This is a genomic window from Amycolatopsis sp. NPDC114504 (genome assembly GCF_055633595.1).
The window spans coordinates 751655-766811 of record NZ_JBVKDU010000007.1 but is presented as its reverse complement, the minus strand read 5'-3'; the positions used below and the strand labels follow the sequence as shown (position 1 = coordinate 766811).

Below are 15157 nucleotides of genomic sequence, written 5' to 3'. Positions count from 1 at the left end.
TACAGCCACCGCCCTGACCGGAAGAAGGAACCATGAGCACCACCGGAACCCGCGTCGCGATCGTCACCGGCGGCTCCCGCGGCATCGGCCGCCAGGTCGCCGAGCGCCTGGCCGCCGACGGCATGGCGGTCGTCGTCAACTTCGCCGGCAACGAGAAGGAGGCCCAGGCCGCCGTCGACGCCATCACCGAGCGGGGCGGGCAGGCCATCGCCGTCCGCGCCGACGTGGCCGACCCGACCGCGGTCGTGGAGCTGTTCGACACCGCGGAACGCACATACGGCGGCGTGGACGTCGTCGCCCACCTGGCCGGCGTGATGAACGCGCCGACGTCGATCGCCGACACCGACTTCGAGGTCCTCGACCGCGTGCACCGCACCAACATCCGCGGCACGTTCGCGGTGGCCCAGCAGGCCGCGAAGCGGGTGCGCGACGGCGGCGCGGTGATCACCACCTCGACGTCGGTGCTCGGGCTGAACCTGCCAGGCTACGGCATCTACAACGCGACCAAGGGCGCGGTCGAGGCGATCACCATGATCCTGGCGCGCGAGCTGCGCGGCCGCGACATCACCGTCAACACCGTTGCCCCGGGCCCGACGGCGACGGCGCTGTTCCTCGACGGCAAGGACGAGGAGACCATCGGCCGGATGGCCAAGCAGCCGCCGCTCGAGCGCCTCGGCCGGCCCGAAGACATCGCCGAGGTCGTCGCGTTCCTCGCCGGTCCGGCCCGCTGGGTCAACGGCCAGGTGCTGCGCGCCAACGGCGGAATCGTCTGAGCACCCCGGCCACCGGAAAGGGACAGAGCCATGATCATCGTCGTCACCGGCGCCTCCAGCGGGATCGGCGCCCTCTCCGCCCGGGCGCTGGCCCGGGCCGGGCACACCGTCTACGCGGGCATGCGCGCCACCGCCGGCCGCAACGCGCCCCAGGTCGAAGCCGCCGCTGCCTACGCCCGTGACCACGGCGTGGACCTGCGGTCGGTCGAGCTGGACGTCTCCAGCCAGGAGTCCGCCGACGCCGCGATCGCCTCGATCGTCGCCGAGCGGGGCCGGCTGGACGCCGTGGTGCACAACGCCGGGCACATGGTGCTCGGCCCGGCCGAGGCGTTCACCCCCGAGCAGCTGGCCGGGCTGTACGACACGAACGTGATCGGCGCGCAGCGGGTCAACCGCGCCGCCCTGCCGCACCTGCGCGCCCAGCGCGACGGGCTGCTGGTGTGGGTGTCGAGCAGCAGCGTCCGCGGCGGCACCCCGCCGTATCTGGCGCCGTACTTCGCGGCGAAGGCGGCCATGGACAGCCTCGCGGTCAGCTACGCCGCGGAGCTGGCGCGGTTCGGGATCGACACCACCATCGTCGTGCCGGGCGCGTTCACCTCGGGCACCAACCACTTCCCGAACTCCGGGCACCCGGCCGACGAGGCGGTCGCGGCGGCCTACGAAGAGCGGTACGCGGGCTTGAGCGACCACGTCGCGGCGAAGCTGGCCGAGATCACCCCGGCCGGCGCGGACGTGGCGAAGGTGGCCGAAGAGCTGACGCGCGTGGTCGGCCTGCCGAAGGGGCAGCGGCCGTTCCGGGTGCACATCGACCCGGCGGACGACGGCGGCTGGCTGGTCGCGGAGGTCGGCGACCGGATCCGGAGCGAGTTCCTGCGCCGGATCGACCTGGGCGACCTGCTCAGCCCGGCGGCCGGCTGAACCGCGTGACGATCACGTGGTCCTTCGCCGGGCCGCGGACCGCCCACTCCTGCCGCCACCGCCGGGCATCGAGCACGCGGTAGCTGCCGCGGTAGAGGTCGGCACGGCAGGGATGGTCCGTTTCCCAGTGGCCGGCGCGCAGGTCGACGGCGTGGAAGAACCCGCCGTGGTCGAAGTGCACGTCGGCGCGGCCGGGCGCGGTGGGCCGGTAGTGGAGCGTGCGGGTCACCGGGCCGGTGTACGTGCCGAGCCGCATCTCACCGGCTTCGCGGTAGACGAGGACGCCGTTCTCCTCGGTGAAGGTGGCGGTGCCGGTCACCTCCCCCGCCGGGTCGCCGCCGGCGGTGCGGATTTCGCGGTCGAGCCGCCACTCGCCGGCGAAATGCGCGGCCAGGTCGGGAACCGGGAAGTGCTCGTCCATCCCGGCCAGTGTGTCATCCGGCCGTGACCGGCAGCGGCTAGGTTCGGCTCATGCGACTTCCGAGGGGGATGGCCGCGGTGTTCGTGGCGGCCTGCCTGACCGCCTGTTCCGGCCCGCCCGCACCCGCCGCGCCCGCGCCGGCCACCACGACTCACACGACGACCGCCTCGCACACCACCACCGCGCCGCCGACGCCGGTGTTCGTGACACCCGCGAAGGTCACGGCGGCGTGCCCGTTCGTCACCGTTCCCGACATCATGCAGGCCGTGGGCGGTGCCTGGGCGGCCACGGCGGTCGAAAAGCCGCCGCAGAAGGGTTCGTTCCTCTGCACCTACCAGAGCAAGTTCCACGACGCGGCCGCGTTCCAGCTGCGGATCCTCGTCCCGAGCGGGAAGACGCCGCAGGCGCTGGCGGGCGAGGTGGCGAAGACGTGCGGGAAGCCCGCGGTGGCCGTTCCCGGCGCCGGTGCTGCCGCGTTCTACTGCGATGGCCCCGACCAGGACGTCGACGGCATCCCCGAGCAGCAGACGCGGATCGTCGTCGCCAAGGCGAGCCACGGCGAGACCCGGGCGGGTGTGCTGGACGTGCACAGCATCCGCGAGGGCGTCTACACGAACCTGGCGCACCTGCTCGGCGAGCGGCTGTAGGCGGATCCCGCCGCGCCGGAGAGGGCGGCCGGAAGTTGTCGGACCCCGGCTCTAGACTCGGCCGGGTGGCAGCCCCCGAGACGGCAACGGTGTCCGAAGCGCAGGAAACCCTCCAGCGCGTGTTCGGCTACGACAGCTTCCGCGGCGACCAGGCGGCGATCGTCGAGCACGTGATCGCCGGTGGCGACGCGCTCGTCCTGATGCCCACCGGTGGCGGGAAGTCGTTGTGCTACCAGATCCCGGCGCTGGTGCGGCCCGGGGTGGGGGTGGTCGTCTCGCCGCTCATCGCCCTGATGCAGGACCAGGTCGACGCTCTGCGCAACGCCGGGGTCCGCGCCGGTTTCCTCAACTCCACGCAGGACTACGCGGCCCGCCAAGAGGTCGAGTCGGCGTTCCTGTCCGGCGAGCTCGACCTGCTCTACCTGGCCCCGGAACGGCTTTCGGTGGAATCCACCGTGCGGCTGCTCGACCGCGGCAAGATCTCGCTGTTCGCGATCGACGAGGCGCACTGCGTCGCCCAGTGGGGCCACGACTTCCGGCCCGACTACCTCCAGCTCTCCGCGCTGCACGAGCGCTGGCCGGACGTGCCGCGGATCGCGCTCACCGCCACCGCGACCGAGGCCACGCACCAGGAGATCGCGACCCGGCTGAAGCTCGACGAGGCCCGCCACTTCGTCGCGAGCTTCGACCGGCCGAACATCCAGTACCGGATCGTCGGCAAGAACTCGCCACAGCGGCAGCTGCTGGAGCTGCTGCGCACCGAGCACCAGGGTGACGCGGGGATCGTCTACTGCCTGTCCCGGAACTCGGTCGAGAAGACCGCGGAGTTCCTGGTGCAGAACGGAATCCCGGCGGTGCCGTACCACGCGGGGCTCGACGCGCGCACCCGCGCGAAGCACCAGTCGCGGTTCCTGCGCGAGGACGGCCTGATCGTGGTCGCGACGATCGCGTTCGGCATGGGCATCGACAAACCGGACGTCCGGTTCGTCGCGCACCTCGACCTGCCGAAGTCGGTCGAGGGCTACTACCAGGAGACCGGCCGCGCGGGGCGTGACGGCCTGCCGTCCACCGCCTGGCTCGCGTACGGGCTGCAGGACGTCGTGCAGCAGCGCAAGATGATCGACACGTCCGAGGGCGACGACGCGCACCGGCGCCGGCTGGGCGCCCACCTGAACGCGATGCTCGCGCTGTGCGAAACGGTCGAATGCCGGCGCGTGCAGGTCCTCAACTACTTCGGGCAGAAGGCCGAGCCCTGCGGCAACTGCGACACGTGCCTGAGCCCGCCGGAGAAGTTCGACGGCACGATCCCGGCGCAGAAGCTGCTGTCGACGATCGTGCGGCTGCGCAACGAGCGGCGGCAGAAGTTCGGTGCGGGGCAGGTGATCGACATCCTGCTCGGCAAGTCCACGCCGAAGGTCACGCAGTTCCAGCACGACACGCTCAAGACGTTCGGCATCGGCACCGAGCTGCGCGAGCCGGAGTGGCGCGCGGTGGTGCGGCAGCTGCTGGCCCAGGGCCTGCTCGCGGTCGAAGGCGACTACGGATCGCTGGTCCTCACCGAGGCCAGCGCCGAGGTGCTGGGCGGCGACCGCGAGGTGATGCTGCGCCGCGAGCCCGAGCGCGCGGCGGCCGCCAAGGTCCGCGGCACCCGGAAGTCCGCCCCCGCGGTGGACATGCCCGCGGAGGCGGCCCCGGTGTTCGAGCGCCTGCGTGCCTGGCGGGCCGGCGTCGCGAAGGAGCAGGGCGTCCCCGCCTACGTCATCTTCCACGACGCGACCCTGCGCCAGATCGCCACGCAACAGCCGTCCTCGCTGGCCGACCTGGGCACGGTCAGCGGCGTCGGCGAGAACAAGCTCGCCAAGTACGGCGAGGGCGTCCTCGAGGTGCTGGCGGCCGAGTGACCTAGCGGGCGGCGGCCGGCCCCGGCCGGTCGTCCGGCCCGGTCACGGAGTTGACCTTGCGGACCGCCCCGGCGATCTGCTCGTGGTACTTGCCCTTGGTCTTGTCGTCGACGAACTTGGCCGCCTTGCCGACGGCCCCGTTCACCTTTTCGGGGTTCTTCTTGGCGTACGCGCGGGCGGCGCCGGCCGCGCCCGCCAGCACGGTGAGCTTGCGCAGGAAAGCCATGGTCGTCTCCCTAGTCGGTGTGCGGTCATCCTGACAACGCGGACGAACCACCCGGAGGTTCCCCGTGTGACGAGGGCCAAACAAAATTGCCGCGCGAGCGGCGCCCGGCGGCCTCTAGGGTCGGGCTCATGCGCGACCTGGCGGCCCTGCCGAAGGCCCACCTGCACGTCCACCTGGAGAGCACGATCCGGCCGGGCACGCTCCGTGAGCTCGGCGAGGCGAACGGCGTCGCCGTCCCGGCCGAACCGCCGGCGTTCGACGGTTTTCGCGCGTTCGCCGACTACAACGCGCTAATCCGGGCCTGTCTCCGGCAGCCTGAGGACTTCGAGCGCATCGCCCGCGAGTACTGCGAAGACGAGCTCGCCCAAGGTACGCGGTACGCCGAAGTCACGTTCACCGCGGCCTCGCACGGGGAACGGCTGGGCGAGCTCGAAATGCCGCTGGCGTCCGTCCTCAAAGGACTGTCCGGGCTCGAAACCCGGCTCGTGCTGGACCACTCGCGACGCCGCTCGGTCGAACGCGCCGAGCGCACCCTCGACCTCGCACTGAAGTACGGCGAAGTCTTCGCGATCGGCATGGCCGGCGAGGAAAAGCACTCGCTCCGTCCTTTCGCGACGGTCTTCGAGAAGGCCCGCGCGGCCGGCCTCCACCTGCTGCACCACACCGGTGAGGACGCCGGCCCGGACAGCATCCGCGAGGCCGTGGACGTCGGCCTGACCGAACGGCTGGGCCACGGCATCCGCGTCCTCGACGACCCCGCGCTGGTCACCGAGGTCCGCGAGCGGGGCCTCGCGCTGGAGGTCTGCCCGTCGTCGAACGTGACGCTCGGGCTGGTGCCGTCGCTGCCCGAGCACCCGCTCCCCCGGCTCCTCGACGCCGGCCTGACGGTCACGCTCAACACCGACGTCCCGTCGGTCACCGGCGCGAACCTGGCCGGGGAGTACGCCCGCGTCCGGGACGCGTTCGGCTACGACGACGCCGCGATGGCGGACTTCGCGCGGGCGAGCGTCACCGCGTCCTTCGCCCCCGACGCGACGAAACGAAGAATCCTCGAAGACATCGACGCGTGGCTCACACCGGCAGCAGGCGCGTGACCAGCGTGCCGAGCTGGTGCACCGTGCGGCACTCGTGCATCTCGACGACGTCGGCGTACTCCAGCGCGGCCGAGTCGCCGGTCGACCACAGCGACCGCCGCTCCGGGTTCAGCCAGTAGACGTGCCGGGCGCGGGCCTTGATCTCGCGGACGGCGTCGAGGTTCGGGTCGCCGCCGTTGGTGCGGGCGTCGCCGAGGATCAGCACCGACGTGCGCGGGCCGACGGCGTCGAGCCAGTTCGCCGTGAACTGGCGCAGTGAACCGCCGTAGTCGCTGTGGCCGTCCCAGCGCACCAGGGCCGCTTCGGACAGCATGCGCGCGCCCAGGTGCTCGGGGTCGGCGGTACCGGTGGTGACCAGGTGGGTGACCTCGTCGGCGCTGTCGACGAACGCGAACACGCGGATCTTGCTGAACTGGTCGCGCAGGGCCTGGACCAGCAGCATGGTGAAGTTCGCGAACCCCGCGACGGATCCGGACAGGTCGCACAGCAGCACGATCTCGGGCCGGCCGGGACGTCGGTGGCGGTAGGCCGGGCGCAGCGGCACCCCGCCGGTGGACAGCGACCGCCGCAGCGTGCGGCGCAGGTCGATCTGCCCGCGCGTCGTGCGCTTGCGGCGGGCGGCGAGGCGCGTCGCGAGCTTGCGGGACAACGGCTGGATCGTGCGCCGCAGCTCGGCGAGCTGGGCGCGGCTGGCGATGAGGAAGTCGACGCGGTCGGGCGCGGGCGCGATGGCGTGCTTGGCGACGCGCTCGCGGCCACGGACCTCGGCCGCGCGGCGGCGGGCTTCGGTGCGGACCCGGCCGCGGAACCCTTCGACGCGGCGGCGGATCTCGTCGCGGTCGAGCCGGTCGGTGAACTCGCCGCGCGCGCCACCGCCACGCACGGCCGCGAGCACCCGGGCGATCAGCGTCTGCGGCTGGAGCCGCTCCAGGGTCTGGTGGGCGCTGAACCCGCCACCGGGACCGGAGGACGAGCCGTACTGGCCGAGCATGTCCACCGCGAGCCCGGCGAGCTGGGACAACGCCTGCTCGTCACCGTCGGCCAGCGCCGTCGCCAGCTCGGAACGCAGCTCCTCCAGCGTCGACGGCTGCTCTTCGCGGGCTCGCTCCGGCGTGCCGATGCCGGCCGGGAAGTACAGGTCGAACGCGGCGTCGAACACCGCGCGTTGCCCGCCGCGCCTGACCAGCGCCGCGGCCAGTCCTTCGCGGACCAGCGAACGGTCGTCCATGCCGAGGACTTCCAGCGCGGCCGCGGCGTCGACGGTCTCGGCAGGGCCAGCCGGGATGCCCTGGGCCCGCAGCGCCCGGACGAACGACGCGAGCCGCTCCGGCACGCCGCCGGTCACGACGCGTCCAGGACCTGTTCGAGCTTCAGGCCGGCGCCGGCCTTGGCGATGTCGTCCTGGTGCTTGAGGACGACGCCGAGGCTCTCCCGCACGACCCGCTCGTCCAGCGTCGACGCGCCGAGCGCGAGCAGCGTGCGCGCCCAGTCGATGGTCTCGGCGACCGACGGCAGCTTGCGCAGGTCCATCGCGCGCAGCGCGGCGATCACCCGGACGACGGAATCCGCGAGCGCGTCATCGATGCCCGGGACCTTGAGCCGGACGATGTCGCGTTCGAGGTCTTCGTCCGGGAAGTCGATGTGCAGGAACAGGCACCGGCGACGCAGCGCCTCGGACAGCTCGCGCGTCGCGTTCGACGTCAGCACGGCGAACGGCGCGCGCGTCGCGGTGATCGTCCCCAGCTCCGGCACGGTCACCTGGAAGTCGCCGAGCACCTCCAGCAGCAGGCCTTCGACCTCCATGTCGGCCTTGTCGGTCTCGTCGATGAGCAGGACGGTCGGCTCGTCCGACGAGATCGCGGTGAGCAGCGGGCGGCGCAGCAGGAACTCCTCGCCGAAGATGTCCGTGCGGGCGTCTTCCCACGTCTCGTCGCGGCCGGCGGTGATCCGCAGCAGCTGCTTCGCGTGGTTCCACTCGTACAGCGCGCGGGCCTCGTCGATGCCCTCGTAGCACTGCAGCCGCACCAGCCGCGAGCCGCTGACCTGCGCGACGGCCTTGGCGAGCTCGGTCTTGCCGACGCCCGCCGGGCCTTCGACCAGCAGCGGCTTGCCGAGCCGGTCGGCGAGGAACACCGTGGTCGCCACCGCCGTGGACGCCAGGTAGCCGGCTTCGGCCAGCTTGGCCGACACGTCGTCGACGGAGGTGAAGAATCCGGTGCCCACCACGTGCCTCCTAAGCGGTCGCTCACCCGGAGCGTACCCGACCGCCGGGCTAGCATCGGCCGCGTGACCTACGTTGCGGCTTCCGGCCGATACGAATCGATCCCTTACCGGCGCTGCGGGCGGTCCGGGCTCAAGCTGCCCGCGATCTCGCTCGGGCTGTGGCACAACTTCGGCCACGACAAGCCCCTGCAGACCCAGCGCGACATCACCCGCCGCGCCTTCGACCTCGGCATCACGCACTTCGACCTGGCGAACAACTACGGCCCGCCGTACGGCTCGGCGGAGGAGAACTTCGGGCGGCTGCTGGCGTCCGACTTCAAGCCGTACCGCGACGAGCTGGTGATCTCCACCAAGGCCGGCTACGACATGTGGCCCGGCCCGTACGGCGAGTGGGGCTCCCGCAAGTACCTGCTGTCCTCCCTGGACCAGTCGCTCGGACGGCTGGGCCTGGACTACGTCGACATCTTCTACTCCCACCGGTTCGACCCCGAGACGCCGCTCGAGGAGACCGTCGGCGCGCTCGACTCCGCCGTCCGCGCCGGGAAAGCGCTCTACGTCGGGATTTCGTCGTACAACTCCGAGCGGACCGCCGAGGCCGCGCGGATGTTGCGCGAGCTCGGCACGCCGCTGCTGATCCACCAGCCGTCGTACTCGATGCTGAACCGCTGGATCGAGGAGGACGGGCTGCTGGACACCCTGGAGGAGGTGGGCGCGGGCTGCATCGCGTTCTCGCCGCTGGCGCAGGGGCTGCTGACCGACAAGTACCTCAAGGGCGTCCCGGCGGATTCGCGGGCGGCGCAGGGCAAGTCGCTCGACCCGGACACGCTCGACGACGACCGGCTGAGCCGGGTCCGGGCGCTGAACGAGATCGCCGGACGCCGCGGGCAGTCGCTGGCGCAGCTGGCGCTCGCGTGGGCGTTGCGCGACCACCGCGTGACGTCGGTGCTGATCGGCGCGAGCAGCGTCAAGCAGCTCGAGGACAACGTCGGCGCGCTCAGCAACCTCGACTTCAGCTCCGAAGAGCTGACCGAGATCGACGGCCACGCCACCGACGCGGGCATCAACCTCTGGAAGCGGTCCTCGGACGGCTGACCCCGGGACGACGGCGGGGCGCCCGGTGCGTCCCGCCGTTTTTCCGGCCTGACGTTTGACCAGATTTCGTATTTGGTCATACGATGGCGTCATGCCTCCTGCCGAAGACCGCGCCGAGCGGGCCGAGCGGATCCTGGACGCGGCCGCCGAGCTGCTGCTGCGAGCCGGCTACCGGCGCACGACGATCGAGGACGTCGCCGAGCGCGCGGACGTCGGCAAGGGGACCGTCTACCTGCACTGGAAGAACCGTGAGGAGCTGTTCCTCGCGGTGCTGCTCCGGGAGTCCGTCCGCAGCATCGAAGACCTCGTCGGGGCGCTCGAAGCCGACCCGCTCACCGCGCGGCTGTCGCGGCTGACCGAGGTCCTGTACACCACCGTGCTGGGGCGCCCGCTGCTGCGCGCGGGGTACGTCGACGACGCCGACACGCTCGGGAAGCTCCTGCCGAAGGTGCACGCCAAGCTCGACCCGCGGCACGACGAGGCGTTCGTCGAGTACCTCGAGCTGCTGGCGGAGAACGACCTGCTGCGCGCCGACCGGCCGGCCCGGCAGCTCGCCGTCGCCTACCAGGCGGTGCTGCACGGCTTCCTCGTCAGCGTTCCCCCGCTGGAGCCCGCGCTGATCGCCGACACCGTCGCGCACGCCTTCGAGCCGGTCGCCGTCTCGACGATGCGGCTGCGCGAGGTGGCGCCGCGGGTCGTCGCGCTGTTCACCGAATCCGTCGCGCTCGACCGGAAGCAGCTCGAGCGCGCTTACTGAAGGTCCGGGAGGACACATGCGTACGGGGATCCTGATCGACGAGCTGGGCGTCGGCTTCGACGCCATGACCGCGCAAGCACGCGAAGCCGCGAAGCTCGGCTACAAGACGCTTTGGCTGGCGCAGCGCGGGGGCTGGGACGCGCTCACGGCGTTGCCCGCGCTCGGCGCCGCGGCACCCGGCGTCGAGCTGGGCACCTGCGTCGTGCCGACGTACCCGCGGCACCCGATCACGATGGCGGCGCAGGCGCTGACCGTCCAGGCGGCGACCGGCGTGCCGGTCCACCTCGGCGTCGGGCTGAGCCACCGGTACGTCGTCGAGGGGGAGTTCGGGTACTCCTACGACCGGCCGCTGCGACACCTGCGCGAGTACCTCGAGGCGCTGAACCCGTTGCTGCGCGGGGAAAAGGCGGACGTCCACGGCGAGACGCTCACCGCGGCGGGCGGCCTGACCACCCCCGGCGCGGCCCGGCCGGCGGTCCTCGTGGGCTCGGTCAGCCCGCGCTCGACGCGGCTGGCGGGCGAGCTGGCCGACGGCGTGATCACGACGTGGGCGGGCCCGCGGGCGCTCGGCGAGTTCGTGGTGCCGGCGCTCGGGACGGCGTCGCGGGTCGTGTCGGGCCGGCTGATCTGCGTGACGTCCGAAGTGGACGAACGGCGCGCGTGGGTCGAAGAGACCTACGGCGCGGCGGCAGGCGTTCCGGCCTATCGGTCCATTTTGGACCGCGACGGTTACGCGCGCGTGTCGGACAGCGCGATCATCGGCGACGAGGAAACGGTGCGCCGCCAGGTGAAGTCCCTGGAGGACGCGGGCGCGACCGAGCTGCTGGTGATGCCGTTCGGCTCGGCGGCCGAGCAGTCCCGCACGCGCGAGCTGCTGGCCGCGTGACCGGCCTCTGGGTGGACGACCTGCGCCCGGCGCCGGCGGGGTGGACGTGGGCGAAGTCGAGCGCCGAGGCGATCTCGCTGCTCGGCGCCGGGGAGTTCACCGCGATCTCGCTGGACCACGACCTCGGCGGCGACGACACGACCCGCCCGGTCGTGCGGTGGCTGTGCGAGCACGACCGCTGGCCACCGGAAGTACGCGTCCACACGGCCAACCCGGTGGGCCGGGAGTGGCTCACCGGCATGGCGCGGCGGTACGGGCCCGGCGTCCGCTAGCCGGCGCCGCGCGCGCGACGGGCTTGGATCAGGTCGTCGCGGGCGCGGGCGACGCGGGAGCGGACCGTGCCGACCGGGCAGCCGCAGACGTCGGCGGCCTCGGCGTAGGACAGGCCGAGGACCTGGGTCAGCACCAGGACTTCGCGCCGTTCCGGGTCGAGGCCGTCGAGCAGCAGGCCCAGCTCGACGAGCTCTTCGAAGCCGGCCGCGGGGTCGCGGGTGCGCTCGGCCGCGGCTTCCCAGTCGGTGTCGGCGATCTTGGGCCGGGCACCCGCCGCTCGGATCTGGTCGACGACGACCCGGCGCGCGATCGACAGCAGCCAGGTGCGCGACGACGAGCGTCCCGCGAAGCGGCGAAGGCTGCCGAAGGCGCGAAGGTAGGTCTCCTGCGCCAGGTCGTCGGCCGCGGCGGCGTCGGTGAGGTGGGCGAGGAAGCGCCAGACGTCGGCCTGCGTCGCGCGAACCCACTCCTCGAGGGCCCGCCGATCGCCGCGACCCGCCGCCATCGCCAGGGCCGTGACGCGCTCGTCGTCCTCACCGCGGGTCATGATCCGGAACCTATCAGTGAGAGGCACCTCTCGGATCCGCCGTCCGGCTGCCGGGAGGCGAGCCGCCGTGCAGGGCGTTATACGACCCTCACTCGACCTGCTTGACCGCCCACTCCGCCCACTCGCGCTGCATCGCCGAGAACCGCTTGCCCCACTCCAGGACCAGGCGGCCGTAGAGCGACTGGTTGTCGTCGCCCCAGTCGATCGAGCCCTCCAGCTCGTCCAGCCGCTCTTCGCGCGCCCGGGCCGACTCACCCATCGACGCGACGTAGCCGCGCGCCTGCGCCGGCGAGACCGAGCCGAGGAAGTACACGCGCAGCAACGCGGCGCTGCGCGGCGGGCCACCCGGGTCGACGTCGACCAGCCAGTGCCGCAGTTCCTCGAGCCCGGCCTCGGTGATCTCGTACTCCTTGCGTCCGCGCGGCCCCTCGGCGAGGACGTGGATCATGCCCGCCGCCTCCAGCTTGCCGAGCTCGCCGTAGAGCTGGCTCTGCGTCGCGGGCCAGACGTTGGCCATCGCCCGCTCGAACCGCTTCAGCAGGTCGTAGCCGCTTCCGGGCTCGTCGGCCAGCATGCCGAGCACCGCGTGTCGAAGGCTCATGCATCCATCATGACATTCCACTATTGACATGTCTATCCAGGAGCTTCTAGTTTCGACATGTCAAAGTTGGAACGTCAGGGGAGAGACCGGCATGAAATACCTGAAGAGCTTCCTTCCGTGGATCGCCTTCGCCGTGGTCGCGACGCAGTTCGACTGGCGCTGGTCCGGCCTGACCGGGCTGGTCATCTCGGCCGCGCTCCTGCTGCTCGCCCGCCGCGAAGGCCGCAAGAACGACGCGCTCATCATCGAGTGGAGCGCACTCGCCTTCTTCGCCCTGCTCACGGCCGTCGCGTTCACCTTCCCCGCGTCGCCGCTGAAGACCTACACCGGCGCGCTCACCGACGCCTGGCTGGCGCTCACCGCCTGGGGCTCCCTCGCCCTGCGACGCCCCTTCACCCTCGGCATCGCCCGCACCATGACACCGCCGGAGCTCTGGGACAACCCGGTCTTCAAGCGCGTCAACGTCGTCATCACGCTCGTGTGGGCCGCGAGCTTCACCGTCACCGGCCTCGCCGGCATCGCGCTGCTGAACTTCGCCCCGCACGCGACGGGCGCCTTGATCACGCTCAAGGTCCTCGGCTTCGCCGTGCCGGTCGCCTTCACCATCCGCTACCCGCGCATCGTGCGCGCCCGAGCCGAGAAGGCCGCCTGACATGACCACCAGCGACTTCCACCTGAGCGGGGTCTACTCGCCCGTCCACGACGAGCTGACCGCGTTCGACCTCCCCGTCACCGGCGCGCTGCCGCCCGAGCTGACCGGCTGGTACCTGCGCAACGGCCCGAACCCGCGCGAGGACAGCAAGCACTGGTTCACCGGCGACGGCATGGTCCACGGCGTCCGGCTCGAAAACGGCCGCGCCGCCTGGTACCGCAACCGGTGGGTGCGCACCGACAGCTTCGACGACCCGGATCTCAAGCTCTACAACGAAGACGGCACGCGCAACCTGCACGCCAGCGTCGCGAACACGCACGTGGTGAACCACGCCGGCCGCACGCTCGCGCTCGTCGAATCCTCGCTGCCGTACGAGATCACGACGGACCTCGAAACCGTCGGCGCCTACGACTTCGGCGGCGAGCTGGCCGACTCGATGACCGCGCACCCGAAGATCTGCCCCACGACCGGGGAGCTGCACTTCTTCGGCTACGGCAGCATCACCGCCCCGCACGTCAGCTACTACCGCGCCGACGGCGACGGCAAGCTCGTCGTCAAGCAGCCCATCGACGTCCCGGGGCTGACGATGATGCACGACTTCGCGCTCACCGCGGAGCACGCCGTCTTCTACGACCTGCCCGTGGTGTTCGACCACGCGTCGGTCGGGAAGGGCATGCCCTACCGGTGGGACGCGGGCTACGGCGCCCGGCTCGGCGTGCTGCGCCGCGACCGGCCCGAAGCCGGCGTGCGCTGGCTGGAGATCGAGCCCTGCTACGTCTTCCACACGCTCAACGCCTTCGACACGCCGGACGGCCGGATCGTCGTGCACGTCATGCGGTACGACCACCAGTGGTGGACCGGGCACGAGGACCCGCCGGCGTCGCTGTGGCGCTGGACGATCGACGTCGCCGCCGGCACGGTCACCGAGGACCGGCTCGACGACCGGCCGGGCGAGTTCCCCCGCATCGACGACCGGCTCGCCGGGTCCGACGCGCGCTTCGGGCACGTCACCGGCCACGACGTCCTGCGGCGCCACGACCTGCACGCCGGCACCGCCACCGAGCACGTCTTCGGCGAAGGACATGTCCCGGGCGAAGCGGTGTTCGTCCCGGCGGAGCACGGCGAAGGCTGGCTGCTCACCTACGTCTACGACAAGGCCGAGGACCGCAGCGACCTCGTCGTGCTCGACGCCGGGAACGTCGCCGCGGCGCCCGTGGCGACCGTCCACCTCCCGCGGCGCGTTCCCGCGGGCTTCCACGGGAACTGGCTGCCGGACGCTTAGGCGAACTTCGTCTTCGGCCGTTCCTGCCGGACGTCGTCGACGTAGACGTCGACCTTCTCGTCGAGGAACGCCACCAGCCCGGCGACGCGCTCGCTCTCCGGCAGCGGCGTCGGATAGCTCCACGCGAGGTCCTCGTGCCCGGTGACGTCGAAGTGGTCGGCCGCCCCCTTGTACGGGCAGTGCGTCACGGCGTCGATCTTCTCGAGGAGGTCCATCCGGACGTCGACGCGGGGCAGGTAGTAGCGCGTCGGCAGGCCGGTCTCGAACAGCAGGTGCGGCCGGACGGTGTCGGCGACGGTGACGCCGTCGACCTCGATCCGCACATGGCGCGAGCTCGGCAGGATGTCGACCCGGACCCCGGGGTCGCGTGGGTGCGTGAAGATCTGTTCGTCCTCTTCGAACCAGTCGAAGGCGCCGAACTCGAAGCGGACGTGGTCCCGGAGCTCCTCGATGGGCGAATCCGGGTATTCCAGCGCGGCGTCCACCGCCTCGGCTCCGCCACCCTTTATCGTCGACAGAACGCCTTCTCCGCGGCTGGGCGAGTGCGACGTCCGGCCGGAGGGGGCGATAACGCCGCTCACGACGTCCGCGCGCGGGAAGTAGTAGGTCGGGTAGTAAGGAACTTCCCACACCAGAAGGGGGTGCACCGTGTCCGCGACGACCTGCCCGCCGAGGAACACGCGCACCCGTTTCGCGCCTTGTGCCACGCGGACCCGGCCGCGTACCGGAGTGCTCATGCTCCGGTCAACGGGTCCCGAAGCGGGCGTATTCCGGCGGAACCGGGGCTCGGGCGGCTAGCGTGGCAGGAAGTACGAGGACGACTGGAGGCGGGCACGGGTGGCCGGCGTAGATGTTCCAACGGTC

General features: G+C 71.8%; 18 protein-coding genes. 11 read left to right on the top strand and 7 right to left on the bottom strand.

What is annotated here, in order from left to right; genetic code table 11:
• Positions 1-32: 32 nt before the first annotated feature.
• Both ACZ7PG_RS50060 and ACZ7PG_RS50055 read left to right on the top strand, forming a co-directional pair.
• Positions 33-773, top strand: a complete 741-nt coding sequence (locus ACZ7PG_RS50060) for an SDR family oxidoreductase (RefSeq protein ID WP_470246296.1) — start codon at positions 33-35, stop codon at positions 771-773.
• A gap of 30 nt (positions 774-803) precedes the next feature.
• Positions 804-1691: an SDR family oxidoreductase gene (locus ACZ7PG_RS50055; protein ID WP_470246295.1), complete on the top strand. Its 888-nt coding sequence runs from the start codon at positions 804-806 to the stop codon at positions 1689-1691.
• Here the strand turns inward: ACZ7PG_RS50055 and ACZ7PG_RS50050 are convergent.
• Positions 1672-2112, bottom strand: coding sequence for a DUF6314 family protein (locus ACZ7PG_RS50050; protein WP_470246294.1), 441 nt, complete (start codon positions 2110-2112; stop codon positions 1672-1674). The two genes, ACZ7PG_RS50055 and ACZ7PG_RS50050, sit on opposite strands and share 20 nt — an antisense overlap.
• A 50-nt stretch (positions 2113-2162) precedes the next feature.
• On the opposite strand from ACZ7PG_RS50050, the gene ACZ7PG_RS50045 reads away from it, so the two are divergent.
• Both ACZ7PG_RS50045 and recQ read left to right on the top strand, forming a co-directional pair.
• Positions 2163-2759, top strand: coding sequence for a hypothetical protein (locus ACZ7PG_RS50045; protein WP_470246293.1), 597 nt, complete (start codon positions 2163-2165; stop codon positions 2757-2759).
• Between the two features lie 65 nt (positions 2760-2824).
• Positions 2825-4660 carry a DNA helicase RecQ gene (recQ, locus tag ACZ7PG_RS50040; RefSeq protein WP_470246292.1) on the top strand — a complete coding sequence of 612 codons (1836 nt, stop codon included), beginning with the start codon at positions 2825-2827 and terminating at the stop codon, positions 4658-4660.
• A gap of 1 nt (position 4661) precedes the next feature.
• Here recQ and ACZ7PG_RS50035 read toward each other — a convergent pair whose 3' ends face one another.
• Positions 4662-4886 (bottom strand): antitoxin, encoded by a 225-nt coding sequence (locus tag ACZ7PG_RS50035; RefSeq protein WP_470246291.1) that lies wholly within the window; start codon positions 4884-4886, stop codon positions 4662-4664.
• A gap of 128 nt (positions 4887-5014) precedes the next feature.
• Here ACZ7PG_RS50035 and add point away from each other — a divergent pair, with 128 nt between their 5' ends.
• Positions 5015-5980: an adenosine deaminase gene (gene add / locus ACZ7PG_RS50030; protein WP_470246290.1), complete on the top strand. Its 966-nt coding sequence runs from the start codon at positions 5015-5017 to the stop codon at positions 5978-5980.
• On the opposite strand, the gene ACZ7PG_RS50025 is transcribed toward add, so the two are convergent.
• Positions 5958-7325, bottom strand: a complete 1368-nt coding sequence (locus ACZ7PG_RS50025; RefSeq protein ID WP_470246289.1) for a vWA domain-containing protein — start codon at positions 7323-7325, stop codon at positions 5958-5960. The two genes, add and ACZ7PG_RS50025, sit on opposite strands and share 23 nt — an antisense overlap.
• Positions 7322-8203 (bottom strand): AAA family ATPase, encoded by an 882-nt coding sequence (locus ACZ7PG_RS50020; protein ID WP_470246288.1) that lies wholly within the window; start codon positions 8201-8203, stop codon positions 7322-7324. The genes ACZ7PG_RS50025 and ACZ7PG_RS50020 overlap by 4 nt, the downstream gene beginning before the upstream one ends.
• A gap of 63 nt (positions 8204-8266) precedes the next feature.
• Here ACZ7PG_RS50020 and mgrA point away from each other — a divergent pair, with 63 nt between their 5' ends.
• From mgrA to ACZ7PG_RS50000, 4 genes are all read left to right on the top strand, one after another.
• Complete coding sequence (gene mgrA, locus ACZ7PG_RS50015) at positions 8267-9295, top strand: L-glyceraldehyde 3-phosphate reductase (protein ID WP_470246287.1); 1029 nt, start codon at positions 8267-8269, stop codon at positions 9293-9295.
• 91 nt (positions 9296-9386) lie between these two features.
• Positions 9387-10052 carry a TetR/AcrR family transcriptional regulator gene (locus tag ACZ7PG_RS50010; protein WP_470246286.1) on the top strand — a complete coding sequence of 222 codons (666 nt, stop codon included), beginning with the start codon at positions 9387-9389 and terminating at the stop codon, positions 10050-10052.
• A 16-nt stretch (positions 10053-10068) separates the two neighbouring features.
• Complete coding sequence (locus tag ACZ7PG_RS50005) at positions 10069-10938, top strand: TIGR03564 family F420-dependent LLM class oxidoreductase (RefSeq protein ID WP_470246285.1); 870 nt, start codon at positions 10069-10071, stop codon at positions 10936-10938.
• Entirely contained in the window at positions 10935-11210 is a 276-nt protein-coding gene (locus ACZ7PG_RS50000) for a cyclic-phosphate processing receiver domain-containing protein (protein WP_470246284.1), read from the top strand. The genes ACZ7PG_RS50005 and ACZ7PG_RS50000 overlap by 4 nt, the downstream gene beginning before the upstream one ends.
• On the opposite strand, the gene ACZ7PG_RS49995 is transcribed toward ACZ7PG_RS50000, so the two are convergent.
• A complete protein-coding gene (locus ACZ7PG_RS49995) occupies positions 11207-11758 on the bottom strand; it encodes a sigma-70 family RNA polymerase sigma factor (protein WP_470246283.1) in 552 nt (183 codons plus the stop codon). The genes ACZ7PG_RS50000 and ACZ7PG_RS49995 overlap by 4 nt on opposite strands.
• Before the next feature lie 88 nt (positions 11759-11846).
• Positions 11847-12359: a PadR family transcriptional regulator gene (locus ACZ7PG_RS49990; protein WP_470246282.1), complete on the bottom strand. Its 513-nt coding sequence runs from the start codon at positions 12357-12359 to the stop codon at positions 11847-11849.
• A gap of 91 nt (positions 12360-12450) precedes the next feature.
• Between ACZ7PG_RS49990 and ACZ7PG_RS49985 the strand changes: the two genes are divergently transcribed.
• A complete protein-coding gene (locus ACZ7PG_RS49985) occupies positions 12451-13011 on the top strand; it encodes a hypothetical protein (protein ID WP_470246281.1) in 561 nt (186 codons plus the stop codon).
• A gap of 1 nt (position 13012) precedes the next feature.
• A complete protein-coding gene (locus ACZ7PG_RS49980) occupies positions 13013-14293 on the top strand; it encodes a carotenoid oxygenase family protein (RefSeq protein ID WP_470246280.1) in 1281 nt (426 codons plus the stop codon).
• On the opposite strand, the gene ACZ7PG_RS49975 is transcribed toward ACZ7PG_RS49980, so the two are convergent.
• Positions 14290-15030 (bottom strand): DUF427 domain-containing protein, encoded by a 741-nt coding sequence (locus tag ACZ7PG_RS49975; protein ID WP_470246279.1) that lies wholly within the window; start codon positions 15028-15030, stop codon positions 14290-14292. The genes ACZ7PG_RS49980 and ACZ7PG_RS49975 overlap by 4 nt on opposite strands.
• Between the last annotated feature and the right edge of the window lie 127 nt (positions 15031-15157).